This is a genomic window from Nonomuraea sp. CA-141351, from assembly GCF_050944675.1.
GTDB lineage: Bacteria > Actinomycetota > Actinomycetes > Streptosporangiales > Streptosporangiaceae > Nonomuraea.
Window position 1 is genome coordinate 8,827,502 of the sequence record NZ_CP191982.1, and the last position, 15,287, is coordinate 8,842,788.

Below are 15,287 nucleotides of genomic sequence, written 5' to 3' on the forward strand. Positions count from 1 at the left end.
GTCAAACCAGGGCGATCCGCAGACCGTCTTATGGGCATGAGGAGAATCCGGTACGGAGTCGCACTCACGACCGCCTGCTCGGCCCTGCTCCTGGCGGGCTGTGGCAGCAGCAGCATGGACAGCGCCAGCCGCGAGTCCTCGGGCGCCGCGTCCGCGCCGGCCGTGGCCCAGAACCTCGACAACCAGGCGAGACAGCCGCAGAGCAAGGACGGCCTCGTCTCGAACGTCAACCTGACCCAGCAGGACCGGCAGGTCATCTACACCGGCGCCCTGACGGTGCGGGCCAAGCAGGTCACCGCCGCCGCCCAGCAGGCCAAGCAGATCGTGACGTCGGCGGGAGGCTACCTGTCGAAGGAGGAGACGAACTCGGCCGGCGACACCGAGGACACGGCCACATTGGAGTTCAAGATCCCACCGGACAAGTACAACGAGGTGCTGGGCCGGCTCGGCAAGGACCTGGGCAAGCAGCTGTCCATGAACCAGGGCACCCAGGACGTCACCATGCAGGTGGCCGACGTCAACAGCCGGCTGAAGTCGGCGCAGCAGTCGCTGGAGTCGCTGCGCACGCTGCTGAAGAAGGCCGACACCGTCGGGCAGGTGCTGCAGGTGGAGCGGGAGATCTCCTCGCGCGAGGCCGACCTTGAGTCGCTGCAGGCGCAGCAGAAGCAGCTGGCCACCCAGGTCGCCATGGCCACGGTGACGCTCCGGCTGGTCGGGCCGGTCGCCGTCGTCGAGGATCCCTCCGACGAGCCCGCCGGTTTCCTGGGCGGGCTCAAGGCGGGCTGGCAGGCGCTGGTGTCGTTCGCGAAAGTGTCGGTCACCGTGCTCGGCGCGGTGCTGCCGTGGCTGGTCGCCTCGCTGCCGCTGGTCGCGCTGGTGATCTATCTGGCACGGCGTGACCGCGGCAGGCGCCCCCGGACCCCCATGCCCCCGCCGGGGCCGCAGCCCGGCGGTCCGGACCCGGAAGCGGCCTGACCCGGACCGTCAGCCGGCCTCGTGAACGAGGTCGGTGAGGCGCTTGAGCTGGTCGGGATCGGTCGAGGGCAGCACGCCGTGCCCCAGGTTGAACACGTGCCCCTCGGCCGCCCGCCCCAGGCGCAGTACCTCGCGTGCCTTGCGCTCGACCACCTCCCACGGCGCCAGCAGCACGGCCGGGTCGAGGTTGCCCTGCAGCGCCTTGCCGGGGCCGACCCGGCGGGCCGCCTCGTCGAGCGGCACCCGCCAGTCCACGCCCACCACGTCGGCCCCGGCCTCGCCGAGCACGCCGAGCAGCTCGCCCGTGCCGACGCCGAAGTGGATGCGCGGGACGCCCGCCACGCCCTCGAAGATGCGCCGCGTGTGGGGCAGGATGAACTCCCGATAGTCGGCCGGCGCCACCGCTCCCACCCAGGAGTCGAAGAGCTGCACGGCCGAGGCCCCTGCGGCGATCTGGATGCGCAGGTGCTCGAGGACGATCGTGGAGAGCCGTTCCATGAGCGCGTGCCACAGCTCCGGCTCGCCGTACATCATGGCCTTGGTCCGGTCGTGGTTCTTGGACGGGCCGCCCTCGATGAGGTACGAGCCGAGCGTGAACGGCGCGCCGGCGAAGCCGATCAGCGGCGTGCCGCCCAGCTCGCCGGTCAGCGCCTGGATGGCCTCGGTGACGTACGGCACGTCGTCCGGCTCCAGCGGCCGCAGCGCGTCGATGCCCTTGGCGTCGCGGATCGGGTCGGCCATGACGGGGCCGACGCCCGGCTTGATGTCGAGGTCGACGCCGATGGCCTTGAGCGGCACCACGATGTCACTGAAGAAGATCGCGGCGTCCACGCCGTACCGGCGCACCGGCTGCATGGTGATCTCGACGATCAGGTCGGGCGTCGCGCAGGCGGTGAGCATCGGCACGCCCTCGCGGACCCTCAGGTATTCAGGCAGCGACCGACCGGCCTGGCGCATGTACCAGACCGGGGTGTGCGGAACGGGCTGGCGACGGCAGGCACGCAGGAATGCGGAGTCGGCGAGGTTCACTCCACAAGGGTGCCACGTACGGGTGTCGGCCATGACACGGGAGCGACCTGTCGGAAAAACATCGATTGGACACCCCAAAGCATGATCAGATAGCCAGATGAAGGTTTACCGGTCTGCTCGGCATCGGCGCCGCACTCGGGTCGAACACACCCCATGCCCGGCCAGAGAGCCGGTCTCGACTGGGCCAAATGTTCACCAACCCACCGCGCGGCATCGATTCAGAGACCACTTTCGGGACACGCCGAGCGCGTTGCGGGGAATTGTCAGCGGCTCGTGCCAACGTCGGAGCCACGACCCGAAGAAAGGCCCCGGTTCGATGACTCGTGCGACAACCGCGTTGTGGAGTTCCCCAGAGCGCCGCAGTGAGCGCTGCCCTTCCTGCGCAGGTGAGCGGCCGTTCGAGCAGCCGCCGTGCCTCGACGGGCATGAGCCCGGCCACTGTCCCGAGTGGGCCTGCGTCGAGTGCGGTCACGCGATCATCCTCGCCACCGCCGAATCCCTCCGACCGATTCGCCAGCTGGTTACGGCAGCGGCTTGATCACGAAGGATGAGCACCCCCGTGGTCCCCTTCCGTCCGTCTTCGACCTACGCTTCCGCTATGACACTCGGTGACCAGCCTCCTCCCGCAGCGTTCGCGCGTGCGGCGGAGAGCATGCGGCTGGCCGAGGTCAGGCCGGAGATCGAGCTCGAAGACCTTCCCGCGCCACAGCGGCTGGCCCCCTACTCGGCCGCCATCGGCGCGTCGGTCTACCGCGACGACGACGAGCTCGCGGTGGGCCGCCTGATCCTGCTCTACGACCCTGAGGGCCAGCGCGGGTGGGAGGGCCCGTTCCGGCTGGTGGCCTATGTCAGGGCCGACATGGAGCCGGAGATCACGTCCGATCCGCTGCTCGGGCCGGTCGCCTGGAGCTGGCTGACCGAGGCTCTGGACGCACATCAAGCCGACTACTCCGCCGCTGGCGGTACGGTGACAAGAGCCGTGTCAGAGGGGTTCGGCAACAAGGCCGAAGACCCGGTCACGACCGAGCTCGAGCTGCGGGCGTCCTGGTCACCCGCGCAGGAGGATCTCTCCGGCCACGTCGCCGCCTGGTGCGACCTCATGTGCCTGGCGGCGGGGATCCCGCCGCTCCCGCCCGACGTGGCCGCCCTTCCCCGCCGCCGTGATGATCCGGAGAGTGACCGTACGAAGTGAGGGCATCAGTCAAGACAGCATCAGCGTCATGAGGTCGGTGAGCTCATGACAGAAGAACGCACCGTCGAGCCGCTGCTCGAGCCACGCGAGGGCATTCCACCGGTCATCGCGGACGACGCCGCGCTCACTGAAATCGTTTCGCGCTTCGCGGCGGGCACCGGTCCCGTCGCGGTCGACGCCGAGCGCGCCTCGGGCTACCGCTACGGCAACCGCGCCTACCTCGTGCAGCTGCGCCGCGGCGGGGCGGGCACCGCGCTGATCGACCCGATCGCGTGTCCCGACCTGTCCGCGCTCGACGCGGCCGTGGCCGACGCCGAGGTCGTGCTGCACGCCGCGTCCCAGGACCTGCCGTGCCTCCTGGAGGTGGGGTTCAGGCCCCGGCGGATGTTCGACACCGAGCTGGCGGGGCGGCTGCTCGGCTACGAGCGGGTGGGGCTCGGCACGATGGTCGAGACCGTGCTCGGGCTGCGCCTGGAGAAGGGCCACTCGGCCGCCGACTGGTCCACCAGGCCGCTGCCGGAAGACTGGCTGCGGTACGCGGCGCTCGACGTGGAGGTGCTGGTCGAGCTCCGTGACTCGCTCTACCAGGAGCTCACGGAGAGCGGGAAGCTGGAGTGGGCGCGCGAGGAGTTCGACGCCGTGCTCAACACGCCGCCGCCCGTCCCCCGGTCCGACCCCTGGCGGCGCACCTCGGGCATCCACAAGGTACGCAACGTACGGGCGCTGGCGATCGTCCGGGAGCTGTGGACCATGCGCGACAGGATCGCCCGGGAGGCCGACCTGGCGCCTGGGCGGGTGCTGCCCGATGCCGCCATCGTGACGGCCGCGCTCGAGGGGCCCCGCACCAAGAAGGCTTTGACCGAAATATCGGCATTCACCGGGCGTAGCGCGCGCCGGCATATGAGCGACTGGCTCGCCGCGGTGACCCGCGCCCGCCAGCTGCCCGAAGGCCAGCTCCCCACGCCGAGCACTCCCGGCGAAGGTCCGCCACCGCCCAACCGCTGGGCCGACCGCGACCCGGCCGCCGCGAAACGCCTGGCCGCCGCCCGCGCGGTGGTGGCGGGGCTGGCCGAGCAGCACCACATGCCCACGGAGAACCTGCTGCAGCCGGATGCGGTACGACGGCTCACGTGGGAGCCACCCGCGGAGATCAACGAGGAGACCGTCACCGCCCGGCTGCGCGAGCTGGGGGCCCGCGAATGGCAGCTCTCCCTGACCTCCCACCCCATCACCAAGGCCCTGGCCCGCCTGGAGACCCGCGGCGACCTGTAGCCGCAGGCCGGCTCCAGGTGGAGTCCGACGCTGCGGCCCGGCTGGAGCCCGTGCTTCCGCCGGGCCCGGCCGTCGCGGCATGCACCAATGCGTTCAAGGGCCGGTCGTGGCGACGCCGCCCCCCGGGCGTACCCGGCCGCGTGTGCGGGGTGCGTGGGCGAGTGGCGGCGTGCGCGTCGATCAAGAGGTCCATGGTGTCCTCACTCCAGACGGTCCGGACACAGGTTTCGGGGGACGAGCGGCGAGGGCTACTTGACGTGGTTGGCAGGGCGGCCGTACGGTTCGGGAAAGCGCTTTCCCCATGTTTGTCCTGAAGGGATCCTCAATGAGCGTGCGCACCATCGGCGTCGTGATGAACGGCGTCACCGGACGGATGGGCTACCGCCAGCACCTGGTCCGTTCCGTCCTGGCCATCAACGAGCAGGGCGGTGTCACGCTCTCGGACGGCACCAAGGTGAAGCTCAAGCCCGTACTCGTCGGGAGAAATGCCGACAAATTGGCAGATATCGCGGAGAAGCATGGGATTTCGGATTTCACCACGGATCTCGACTCCGCCCTCGCCAACGACGACAACCTGATCTACTTCGACGCCCAGGTCACCAGCGCCCGCGTCAAAGCCGTCCTGAAGGCCATCGAAGCGGGCAAGCACATCTACGCCGAGAAGCCCACCGCCGAGTCGACGCAGGAGGCGACGGCGCTGGCCGAGGCAGCCGCGGCCAAGGGCGTGAAGAACGGCGTCGTGCAGGACAAGCTGTTCCTCCCCGGCCTGCTCAAGCTCAAGCGGCTGATCGACGGCGGCTTCTTCGGCCGGATCCTGTCGGTGCACGGTGAGTTCGGCTACTGGGTGTTCGAGGGCGACTGGCAGGAGGCGCAGCGCCCGTCGTGGAACTACCGGGCCGAGGACGGCGGCGGCATCGTGCTCGACATGTTCCCGCACTGGCACTACGTGATGGAGAACCTGTTCGGCCGCGTCCAGTCCGTCTACGCCCGCGCCGTGACGCACATCCCGTCACGTGTGGACGAGCAGGGCAAGACGTACCAGGCCACCGCGGACGACGCCGCGTACGGGATCTTCGAGCTCGAAGGCGGCATCGTCGCGCAGATCAACTCGTCCTGGACGGTTCGCGTGAACCGCGACGAGCTGGTCGAGTTCCAGGTGGACGGCACGCACGGCAGCGCGGTCGCCGGGCTGCGCAACTGCCGGGCCCAGCACCGCTCCGCCACCCCCAAGCCCGTCTGGAACCCTGACCTGCCCGCCACCGCCCGCTTCCGCGACGGCTGGCAGGAGGTGCCGGACAACGCCGAGTTCGACAACGGGTTCAAGGTGCAGTGGGAGGCGTTCGTCAGGCACGTGCTGGAGGACGCGCCCTTCCCGAACGACTTCGCCTCGGGCGCCCGCGGCGTGCAGCTCGCCGAGCTGGGGCTGCGTTCGAACGCCGAGGGCCGCAGAATCGAGGTGCCGCAGCTGTGACGACGATCGACCTGCCCGGGATCGGGGCTTACGAGCTGCGCGAGCCGGTGACGTGGGCGGTGCCGGACAAACCGCCCGCCGGCCGCATCGTGTACGCCGCCGCCCACGTGGTGGCCGACCCGCTCGGCGACAACACGCCCGGCTCCCCCGCCGCCGTGGACTGGGAGGCCACCCTGCGCTTCCGCCGCCACCTGTGGTCGCACGGCCTGCGTGTCGCGGACGCCATGGACACCGCCCAGCGCAACATGGGCCTGGACTGGGCGGCGACCAAGGAGCTCATCCGGCGCAGCGCCGCCGAGGCCCACTCGTACGGCGACCCGGCGACGCTGGTCGCCTGCGGCGCGGGCACCGACCACGCGCCTCAGGCCGCCGACCTGAACACGATCACCGCCGCGTACGCCGAGCAGATCGAGACCGTCCAGTCGGCCGGCGCCGGGGTGATCGTCATGGCCTCCCGCCAGCTCGCCAAGGTGGCGACGGGTCCCGAGGACTACCACCAGGTGTACGGCAAGCTGTTCGGCCTGGCCGACCGGCCGGTGATCCTGCACTGGCTGGGCGAGATGTTCGACCCGCAGCTGGCCGGCTACTGGGGTTCGCGGGACGTGGCGGCGGCGACGGAGTCGTTCCTGGAGCTGATCCACGCCCACCCCGCGATGGTGGACGGCGTGAAGGTGTCGCTGCTGGACGAGGAGCACGAGGTCCGACTGCGCGCCGCGCTCCCCGAGGGCGTCAAGCTGTACACGGGCGACGACTTCAACTACCCGTCGCTGATCAAGTCGGGCTCGCACGCGCTGCTGGGCATCTTCGACGCCATCGCCCCGGCCGCGGCGGCGGCCCTCCAGGCGCTCGACTCCGGCGACCTGGACCGCTATGACGAGATCTTCACCCCGACCGTCCCTCTGTCGCGGAAGATCTTCGAGGCGCCGACGTACAACTACAAGACCGGCATCGTCTTCCTGGCCTGGCTCAACGGCCACCAGGACGCGTTCGCCATGGTGAACGGCGCCCAGTCGGCCCGCTCGCTGCTCCACCTGTCGGAGGTGTTCCGCCTCGCCGACCAGGCCGGGCTGCTGGCCGACCAGGAGCTCGCCGTACGCCGGATGAAGGCGCTGCTGGCGGTGAACGGCCTGTGAGCCTTGCGCTGAACCAGTGGACCACCAGGCGCTGGTCCGTGGCCGAGGCCGTGGACGGGTGCGTGCGGCACGGCCTGGAGGCGGTCGGGCTGTGGCGGGAGAAGGTCGCCGAGCAGGGTCTCGCGGAGAGCGTGAAGCTGGTACGCGAGGCCGGGCTGCGGGTGTCGTCGCTGTGCCGGGGCGGCTTCCTCACGGCCGGCGGGCTGCCGGGCGAGGAGGGGCGTCGTGCCTTCGCGCAGGCGCTGGACGACAACCGGCGGGCCATCGACGAGGCGGCCGAGCTGTCGGCGGCGTGCCTGGTCATGGTGGTCGGCGGCCTGCCGGGCGTGAAACCTGGCGAGCCGCTGCCCGCGGGCGGTTTCTCGCGTGACGTGGCCGGGGCGCGCGAGCGGGTGGCGGAGGCGCTGGCGGAGCTGGCGCCCTACGCCGGGGAGCGCGGGGTCAAGCTGGCCCTGGAGCCGCTGCACCCGATCTACTGCCCCGACCGGGCGGTCCTGTCCACCCTGGGCCAGGCGCTCGATCTGAGCCTGGCGTACCCGGACGATCAGGTCGGCGTGGTGGTCGACACGTTCCACGTGTGGTGGGACCCGCGGGTGTTCGAGGACATCGCGCGGGCCGGCCGCAGGATCGCCTCGTACCAGGTGTGCGACTACCTGCACCCGCTGCCGCAGGACCTCCTGCTCGGGCGGGGCATGATGGGCGACGGCGTGATCGACTTCAGGCCGATCACCGAGGCCGTGCAGGCCGCCGGGTACGCGGGCGACATCGAGGTGGAGATCTTCAACGCCGACGTCTGGGCCGCCGACCCCGACGAGGTGGTGGCCACGATGAAGGCCAGGTATGAGGAGCTGGTGCTCCCCTGAGCTACCTCGGCTTGTCCCACACGAGCAGGTAGCGCCGGAGCAGGAGGCGGCGGAAGCGGCAGCCGGGCAGCAGCCGGCGGGCCGCCCGCCCCACCTCTCCCCACGGCATGACGGGATCCATGGCCGGCACGCCCGCGCCGCTCTTGCGGCCGTGGCGCAGCTGCAGGACGCGCGAGGCCGCCTGCCCCGCGAGGCGGACGGCCCAGTCCAGAGGTGAGCGGTCCCTGCCGAGGCCGACGACCACCAGCCGACCGCCGGGCGCGAGCAGCCGCACCAGGGCCTCCACGGCCTCGCGGAAGTCGGCGTGGTGGATGACGGCGACGGCGGTGACGAGGTCGTACTTGCCCTCCGGAAGCGATCCCTTCGGGTCGTCGAGGTAGTCGGCCTCGACGAACGTGACGTTGTCCAGATGGCCGTGCCTCCGGCGGGCCATCGCGATCGCCTCGGCGTGACGGTCGGCGCCCGTCACGGCGGGGACGCGGGCCGCCAGCCTGCTCGGCAGCAGACCGTCGCCGCAACCGACGTCGAGCGCCCGCTCGCACCCCTCGGGCACGAGCCGGAGGACGAGCCGCTGGTAATGCACGTTGTGGTTCCAGTACGCTTCGGGCATTTGATCACAATAGCGTCACGGTCCCCGCCGCGCCGTTCACTTCGATCTCCTGGCCCGTGGTGATGCGGTGGGTGGCGTCGGGCACCCCGGCGACGGCCGGGATGCCGTACTCCCTGGCCACCACCGCGCCGTGCGACATGGCGCCGCCCATCTCCATCACCAGCCCGCCCGCCGTCAGGAACAGCGGCGTCCAGCCGGGATCCGTCGAGGGGCAGACCAGGATCTCGCCCGGCTCCAGGTGGGCGCCGATCGGGTCGAGCACCACCCTGGCCACGCCCGTGACGGTGCCCGCCGAGGCGGCCGTGCCCGTCAGCGCGCCATCCGCGGCCGCGGACGCGAGCGCCTCGGGCTCGGTGCCGTCGGACAGCAGCACCCTGGGCACGTGCCTGCGGCGCGACTCCTGCCCGTACGCCGCCCGCCGCTCCTCCACGACCTCGCGCAGGTCGCCCCCGCCCAGGGCGGCTCTGGCCTCCCGGAAGCTCAGGAAGAACACGTCTCTCGCGGAGTCCACGACGCCGAGCTCCACCAGGTGCTCCCCGACAACCAGCATGCTCTGCCGCACCCCGGCGAGGGTCTTGACCAGGTAGAACTTGGGCAGTTCGCGCAGTCCCGCGAACTCCCGGGTACGCCGCAGCCCGAAGCGCACCACCGGGGCCCGCCACCAGCCCTTGCGCCGGGCCGCGGACACCACGTGGGCGATGGCCGAGCGCGCCTGCTCGGCGCCCTTGGCGAACAGCGCGGAGGGCGCGAGGTCGGCGCCGCCGTCCATGCGCAGGTAGTTGGCCAGCACGCCGATGATGTGCGCGGGCTCCTCCGACCAGCGCGGCACGCCCAGGTCGATCTCCGCGACACCCCGGTGGCCGTACTTGTCCAGGAACGCGGTGATCTCCCGCTGGGCGACCGGCGGGAGCCCCCCGGCCTGGTAGAGGTCGACCAGCTCGGCCACCGGCTTCTCCCTGAACGGCTCCGGCTCGACGCGGGTGGACAGGTCCCACAGCTCCAGGTCCATCTCCGTGGTCGGGTTGTGGGGGACGCTGCGCAGGATGTCCTGCATGTCGTTCAGCGGCACGCCGGAGAGCTTGGAGGCCAGCGCGAACAGGCCGTAGCCGGTGAGCACGATCGGCATGATCGAGAGGATGACCGGGAAGGTGCCGGCGAGCAGGCGCTCGGCGTGGTCCAGACGCTGCTCGGGGGTGGCCGACGCGGGCGGCACGAGGCGCCGGTCCAGCTCTGTGCCGAGGCGGGCGGTGTACCCGAGGGCCTCGCGGGGTCTGGCCAGCGCGAGCAGGATCCTGGAGGGGGCGTGGATGGCGCCGGCGAACCTGCGCACGGCGCGCAGGACCGGGAGGCGTGAGGTGTACGTCAGAGAGAGCCGCGGATCCTGCATCAACTGCTCGAAGATGGGGACGGCGCGGGCCTCGCCCAGCGCGAGCATGCGCGGCAGCACGGCGCGGCCGAAGCGGCTGCGGACGGCCGTGGTCAGGTCGAGCCACATGCGCTGCCCTGACGCGGCGGCGAACGGCGCGCCGTCGAGCGGGTCGGCCGGTCCGTAGCCGAACCGCCTCGCCGCTCCACCGCTGATCAGCCGGAACGCCGACAGCCCCATCGGGGTGAAGGGCGCCATGACGCCCTGAACCACGTTGACCGAGAAGTACACCCGCAGGCCGGGCCGGGTCTGCTCGGGCAGCGGGTAGAGGGTGGTGATCGGCCTGGCCTGGGTGAGCCAGATCTTGCCGTCCTCGTCGATGGCCCACTCGGTGTCCTGGGGCGCGCCGTAATGGTCCTCGACTTGGACGCCCAGGCCGGCCAGCGCGCGCACCTGATCGTCGGTCAGGCAGAGATCCTCGTGAGAGGTCTCGACGCGTTCCGTGCCGCCGCCGGGCACCGAGCGGATGATCAGGCGCTTGTCGCCGGCGTGGCGTTCGAGGATCTCGCCGCCGTACACGACGAAGCGGTCGGGGTTCACGGCGCCGGAGACGACGGCCTCGCCGAGGCCGGGGTTCGCGTCGATGACGGTCTCAAGCCGCCGCCCGGTCACCGGGTTGGCGGTGAACATCACCCCCGCCACCCGCGCGTCCACCATCACCTGGACGACCACCGCGAGCCGCACGGCTGCGTGGTCGATGCCGTTGGACTCGCGGTAGGCGACCGCGCGGTCGGTCCAGAGCGAGGCCCAGCAGCGGCGTACGGCGTCCACCACCGCCTCGGCGCCGACCACGTTGAGGAAGGTGTCCTGCTGCCCGGCGAAGCTGGCGAACGGCAGGTCCTCGGCCGTGGCCGAGGAGCGGACCGCGACGGGCACGTCGTCGCCCAGGGCGGTGTAGGACGTCACGATGGCCTCGTGGACGGCCTCCGGCACAGGCGCCTCGAGCAGGTGCCGCCTGGCCCTCTCGGCGAGCCCTTCGCCGCTCGTCTCGAGGCCCTGCGCCACCTGCCGGTACGCCTCCGTGGTCAGCACCCATCCCGGCGGGACGGGCAGGCCGGCCTTGGTCAGCTCGCCCAGGTTCGCGGCCTTGCCGCCCACCTCGGCCAGCATTCCCGCGTCGACCTCGGCGAAGGCCAGTGCCGTGTTCATCGCGTGCTCCTCTGCGGTTCAGCGTCCTGTCAATCAGTTTCACGCTTTCCCGGCAGAAATTCAACAGTTGATGAAAAGATCCGTGCCGTCCAGATCCCAGTCGGGGTCGGTCGCTACGCCCAGCACGCCCAGCGCCGTCGGCCCAACGTCGACCAGCCGCGGCTCACCGAGCGGGCGGCCGCCCAGGTCATCGCCCAACCGGTTCGCGATCACGAACACCGTGCGCTCCTCGTCCGAGGTCCCCCCGTGCCCACCGCCGTCCACATGCCCGTGGTCGGTCGTGACCAGCACCGTCCATCGCTCATCGGGGTACGTGGACCGGCCGCGGACGGCGCCGAGCAGGTGGCCCAGGTAGGCGTCCTGCGTCTGGAGCGCGGCGAAGTACTCGGGGCAGTGCGGGCCGAGGTCGTGGGCCACCTCGTCGGTGTCACCCAGGTACACGAAGACGGCGTCGGGATCGGCCGCCGCCAGGTGCCGCTCGGCGGCCTCGGCGACCTGCTTGTCGGCGGCTGCCCAGGTGCCCATCCCGTACCCGTCCAGCACCAGCCGGTGGTCGATCGCCCGGCTGAAGGCGCCGTGCTCGTCGAGCGCCGCCCAGGAGAAGAACGCGGCGGTGCTCAGCTCCGGCCGGGCGTTCTTCGCACGAGTCAGGAAGTCCGGAAATTTCGTAAAGTTAGGCTTGGCGAAGCCATTGTCCACCACGCCATGTTTGTCCGGCCAGACCCCGGTGGCAATCGACGACCAGCCGGGACCCGAGTCGGTACGCGAGGCGATGACCCGGCTGCCCGGCTCGGGCGACTTGGGGACGACCTCGCCGGGCGACTCCGTACGCGGCGTTCCCGCCTCGCCGTAGGGGAGCTTGCTGGTGCCGTACGCGCCGGAGGACATCAGCGCGTCCAGCACGGGCGCACCCAGGGCTTGGAGCCGGTCGAACCGCAGGCCGTCCATGCCGACGACGAGCACCTTGTTCCGCTTAGAAGTGGGCATGCCCCCTATCTAAGCGGCGATGCCATCTAAGGGGCGAAGCGCCGTACCCAGTCAGCCGCTCCCGGCACGATCTCCCCGACCGGGGCGACCTGCGGATACCACGTACGCTCCCACTCCAGCGACACCCACCCGTCGTAGCCGGCCCCGCGCAGCAGCTCGCCCGACTCGTCCAGCGGCACCGACCCCGTCCACATGGGCACCGGCGTGGTGTCCTCGGCCGAGACGGCATCCTTGACCTGGACGTACGTGAGGTACGGGCCCAGCGCGGCCAGGGTGTCGGCCGGGGACTCGCCGTGGCGCCACGGGTGCAGCAGGTCCCAGATCGCGCCGGTGGTCTCGGGGCAGGCGGCCTCGGCCAGCAGCCCGGCCACCGCCGCGCCGGTGGCCATGAGGTCGTGCGTCTCGACGAGGACGAGCGTGCCGAGCGCGGAGGCCGTACCGGAGACGGCTTTGAGCCTGCGGGCGCCGACGGCGGGGTCGTCGCCGCGCGGGAACACCCGCACGCCGGGCGCCCCCAGGTCGGCGGCCAGCTGGAGGTCTGCGGTCAGCGCCTCGATGACCGGTTCGTCGGCCCCGGGCTCACAAATGCCGACATATCCGGCGAGCGCTGAAATTTCCAAACCTGCCCGCTCCACCCGCTCCCGCACCGAGCGCCGCCCCGCGGCGTCGAGCCCGCTGTGCACCCCGGTGTCCTGGTGCAGGCGAAGCTCGAGGCCCTGACAGCCGCCCCCGGCCGCGATCTCGATCGCCCTGTCGAGCCCCTCGCCGGGCATCCCCAGCGTGCTGACCGCCAGCTTCACGCCAGCCTCCGTACGCTCTCCCGCAGCACGACCTCGCCGGCCACCTGCTCGACCACGACGGCGTCCTCCTCGCCCAGCGCCAGCTCCAACGCCCGCGCCCCCATGTCCTTCAACGGCAGCCGCACGGTCGTCAGCGCGGGCACATGATCGCGCAGTGTCACGATGTCGTCGAACCCGGCCACCGAGACGTCCTCAGGAACCCTGACCCCGCGCTCCCTGTAGGCCGCCAGCGCGCCGACCGCCATCACGTCGTTGACCGCGAACACGCAGGTCGCGTCCCCGACCTGCTGGGCCGCGGCATAGCCGCCGTCGCGGTCGAACGGCCCCTGGATCACCTGCGGCGCGGGCAGCCCCAGCTCCTCCAGCGCCCCGGCGAATCCGGCGCACCGGTCGGCCGCCGTGACGAGGTGCGGGGGCCCGGCCAGCACCGCGAACCGCGTGTGCCCGAGCCTGGCCAGCGCGCGGGCCAGCTCGGCCGCCCCTTCCCTGTTGGCGGGCGCGACGGTGTCGACGCCGAGGAGGTCCTGACCCACGCAGGCGGCACGGCCGCCGCCCGACTGGTATCGGGCCAGCTCGTCGCGGAGCCGCCCCGTGACGGCTGGGTCGGCGACGCGCGAGCCGACCAGCAGCACCGCCCGCACGCGCTGGGCGTGCAGCGTGGCCACGTAGGCGATCTCCTGTTCGGGGTCGCGGTGGGTGGTGCCCACCATGACCAGCAGGCCCTCGGTGGCGGCCGCCCGCATCGCCCCGTCCGCCAGGGCCGCGAAGTAGGGGTCGGTCAGGTCGTGCACGACGATGCCGATGACGTTGCTCGCCCCGCGGGCAAGCGTCTGGGCTGCGATGTTGGCGCGGTAGCCCAGTTCGTCGGCGGCTTGCTCGACGCGCGCGCGCAGGGCCGCGCCCACCTGGCGGGTGCTGCCGTTGAGCACCCGCGAGGCGGTCGCGAGCGAGACGCCGGCCTGCCTGGCGACGTCTTCAAGCGTGACCACGAGACCTCCCCGGAAAGCGGTTTCCAAGTCTGCCAGACCAGCACCTGGATCCGCATCCCCTGGTGAGCACCCTATGGGGCTCAGGCCCAGGGGAACAGGATGTCGAGCAGGCCTTTGCTCTCCTTCGTCGGCGTGGGCGCGGGCGCGGGCGCCTGGGTCTGGGGGGCCTGGGTGGGCGGAGCCTCGGTGGACTTGGACTCCGGCGCCTTGGTCTGGACCGTGTTGTCGGCAGGGTCGTCACCGGTGTCGTTGCCCATGTCCGGCGCCCGGGTCTGCGGGGCGCGGGTGGGCCGGGTGCTCGTCTTCGCCGTGGGCTGGCCGATGCGCGTGTTCGTCGGACGGGCCGAGGGCTCGCGCGTGTGCCGCGTCCGCTGCGTCGGCGGGGTGGCCGGGTCCTCGGACTCGGAGTCGGTCGGCTCAGGGGTGTCCGATTCGGTGGGCTCGGAAGTGTCCTCGTCCGAGGGCGTGTCCTCGGGGGACGCGGATTCCGAAGGAGAGGTCACCTCGCCCGCGCTGGCGCACTGACCGGCCTTGCAGGGGTCGTCGGAGGAGTTGCCGGTGAGCAGGAAGCCCGCGCCCACGCCGACCAGCACCACCGCGGCGGCCGCCACCAGCAGCTTCCTGGTACGGCGGCGCACCTCGCCCTCACCGTCACCGGAACGGCCACGTCCCTCGCCGTCACCGGAACGGCCACGCGAGCGCCCCTCGTCCGAGTCGTCCGTCCAGCCCGAGCCGAGGAAGCCGCGCTTGGGCCGCTCGTCCTCGCGGTCGTCGTCGAGGCCCCCCTCGTAGCTGCGGTCGAGCGGGAGGTACGGGTTGTCGTCGTCGATGCGGTGCGGGCCGCTCGGCTCATCGAGCAGGTCCCGCGTGCCGCTCGCGCCGGGCTCGCCGAGCACGTCGTGCGAGCCACTGGGACCGCCGAGGTCATGAGCGCCCAGCAGGTCATGGGAACCGCCGGCCCCGGCGTACAGGTCATGCGAGCCGCTTGAGCCGCCGAGCACGTCGTGGGGGCCGTCGTCGAGCACGTCACGACCCTCGATGAGCTGCGGCTCACCGGCCGAGCCCTTGTCGAGCGGGAGGATGTAGGTCTCGTTGCCGACGACCTGGATGGCGGGCTGCTCGTCGGTGTCCTCAGTGCTCCACCGCGGGGACAGCACGTCACCCGTCATCTCAGGGTTTAACGACCTCCCCTGCCCATCCTCATATGGCCTGTCGTTCTCGTCGCGCGCCACGATGGAACCTCTCTGATACGAATTCGGACCGCGCCCTTTCCTAGCAGACCAAACCTCAGCTTGTCCGGAAATTTCACATGTTTCCCTAAAAACACTCTCTGTAACATTCGTCACTTTAAGCAATGCCAGTGCTGCGGCCTGCTTACAAAGGCATACAAA

The 15,287-nt window shown here is 71.4% G+C and carries 13 protein-coding genes; 6 read left to right on the forward strand and 7 right to left on the reverse strand.

Features of this window, described 5'->3' with window-relative positions; genetic code table 11:
* Nucleotides 1-36 precede the first annotated feature (36 nt).
* Complete coding sequence (locus ACQPWU_RS41595; RefSeq protein WP_433431169.1) at nt 37-975, forward strand: DUF4349 domain-containing protein; 939 nt, start codon at nt 37-39, stop codon at nt 973-975.
* A 9-nt stretch (nt 976-984) separates the two neighbouring features.
* Here ACQPWU_RS41595 and hemE read toward each other — a convergent pair whose 3' ends face one another.
* A complete protein-coding gene (gene hemE, locus ACQPWU_RS41600) occupies nt 985-2,037 on the reverse strand; it encodes a uroporphyrinogen decarboxylase (protein WP_433431170.1) in 1,053 nt (350 codons plus the stop codon).
* A 565-nt stretch (nt 2,038-2,602) separates the two neighbouring features.
* Between hemE and ACQPWU_RS41605 the strand changes: the two genes are divergently transcribed.
* The 5 genes from ACQPWU_RS41605 to ACQPWU_RS41625 all read left to right on the forward strand — a co-directional run bounded on the left by ACQPWU_RS41605 (nt 2,603) and on the right by ACQPWU_RS41625 (nt 7,935).
* Nucleotides 2,603-3,196, forward strand: coding sequence for a DUF3000 domain-containing protein (locus tag ACQPWU_RS41605; RefSeq protein ID WP_360709374.1), 594 nt, complete (start codon nt 2,603-2,605; stop codon nt 3,194-3,196).
* Between the two features lie 45 nt (nt 3,197-3,241).
* Nucleotides 3,242-4,468: an HRDC domain-containing protein gene (locus tag ACQPWU_RS41610; RefSeq protein ID WP_433431171.1), complete on the forward strand. Its 1,227-nt coding sequence runs from the start codon at nt 3,242-3,244 to the stop codon at nt 4,466-4,468.
* A gap of 325 nt (nt 4,469-4,793) precedes the next feature.
* Entirely contained in the window at nt 4,794-5,939 is a 1,146-nt protein-coding gene (locus ACQPWU_RS41615) for a Gfo/Idh/MocA family protein (protein WP_433431172.1), read from the forward strand.
* Complete coding sequence (locus tag ACQPWU_RS41620) at nt 5,936-7,072, forward strand: dihydrodipicolinate synthase family protein (protein ID WP_433431173.1); 1,137 nt, start codon at nt 5,936-5,938, stop codon at nt 7,070-7,072. The genes ACQPWU_RS41615 and ACQPWU_RS41620 overlap by 4 nt, the downstream gene beginning before the upstream one ends.
* Entirely contained in the window at nt 7,069-7,935 is an 867-nt protein-coding gene (locus ACQPWU_RS41625; RefSeq protein ID WP_433431174.1) for a sugar phosphate isomerase/epimerase family protein, read from the forward strand. The genes ACQPWU_RS41620 and ACQPWU_RS41625 overlap by 4 nt, the downstream gene beginning before the upstream one ends.
* A 1-nt stretch (nt 7,936) precedes the next feature.
* Here ACQPWU_RS41625 and ACQPWU_RS41630 read toward each other — a convergent pair whose 3' ends face one another.
* From ACQPWU_RS41630 to ACQPWU_RS41655, 6 genes are all read right to left on the reverse strand, one after another.
* Complete coding sequence (locus ACQPWU_RS41630; protein WP_433431175.1) at nt 7,937-8,545, reverse strand: class I SAM-dependent methyltransferase; 609 nt, start codon at nt 8,543-8,545, stop codon at nt 7,937-7,939.
* A 4-nt stretch (nt 8,546-8,549) separates the two neighbouring features.
* A complete protein-coding gene (locus ACQPWU_RS41635; RefSeq protein WP_433431176.1) occupies nt 8,550-11,120 on the reverse strand; it encodes a PEP/pyruvate-binding domain-containing protein in 2,571 nt (856 codons plus the stop codon).
* Between the two features lie 60 nt (nt 11,121-11,180).
* Entirely contained in the window at nt 11,181-12,107 is a 927-nt protein-coding gene (locus tag ACQPWU_RS41640; RefSeq protein ID WP_433431177.1) for an alkaline phosphatase family protein, read from the reverse strand.
* 26 nt (nt 12,108-12,133) lie between these two features.
* Nucleotides 12,134-12,907, reverse strand: coding sequence for a sugar phosphate isomerase/epimerase family protein (locus ACQPWU_RS41645; RefSeq protein ID WP_433431178.1), 774 nt, complete (start codon nt 12,905-12,907; stop codon nt 12,134-12,136).
* Complete coding sequence (locus ACQPWU_RS41650) at nt 12,904-13,896, reverse strand: LacI family DNA-binding transcriptional regulator (RefSeq protein WP_433431179.1); 993 nt, start codon at nt 13,894-13,896, stop codon at nt 12,904-12,906. The genes ACQPWU_RS41645 and ACQPWU_RS41650 overlap by 4 nt, the downstream gene beginning before the upstream one ends.
* An 80-nt stretch (nt 13,897-13,976) precedes the next feature.
* Nucleotides 13,977-15,065: a hypothetical protein gene (locus ACQPWU_RS41655; RefSeq protein WP_433431180.1), complete on the reverse strand. Its 1,089-nt coding sequence runs from the start codon at nt 15,063-15,065 to the stop codon at nt 13,977-13,979.
* Between the last annotated feature and the right edge of the window lie 222 nt (nt 15,066-15,287).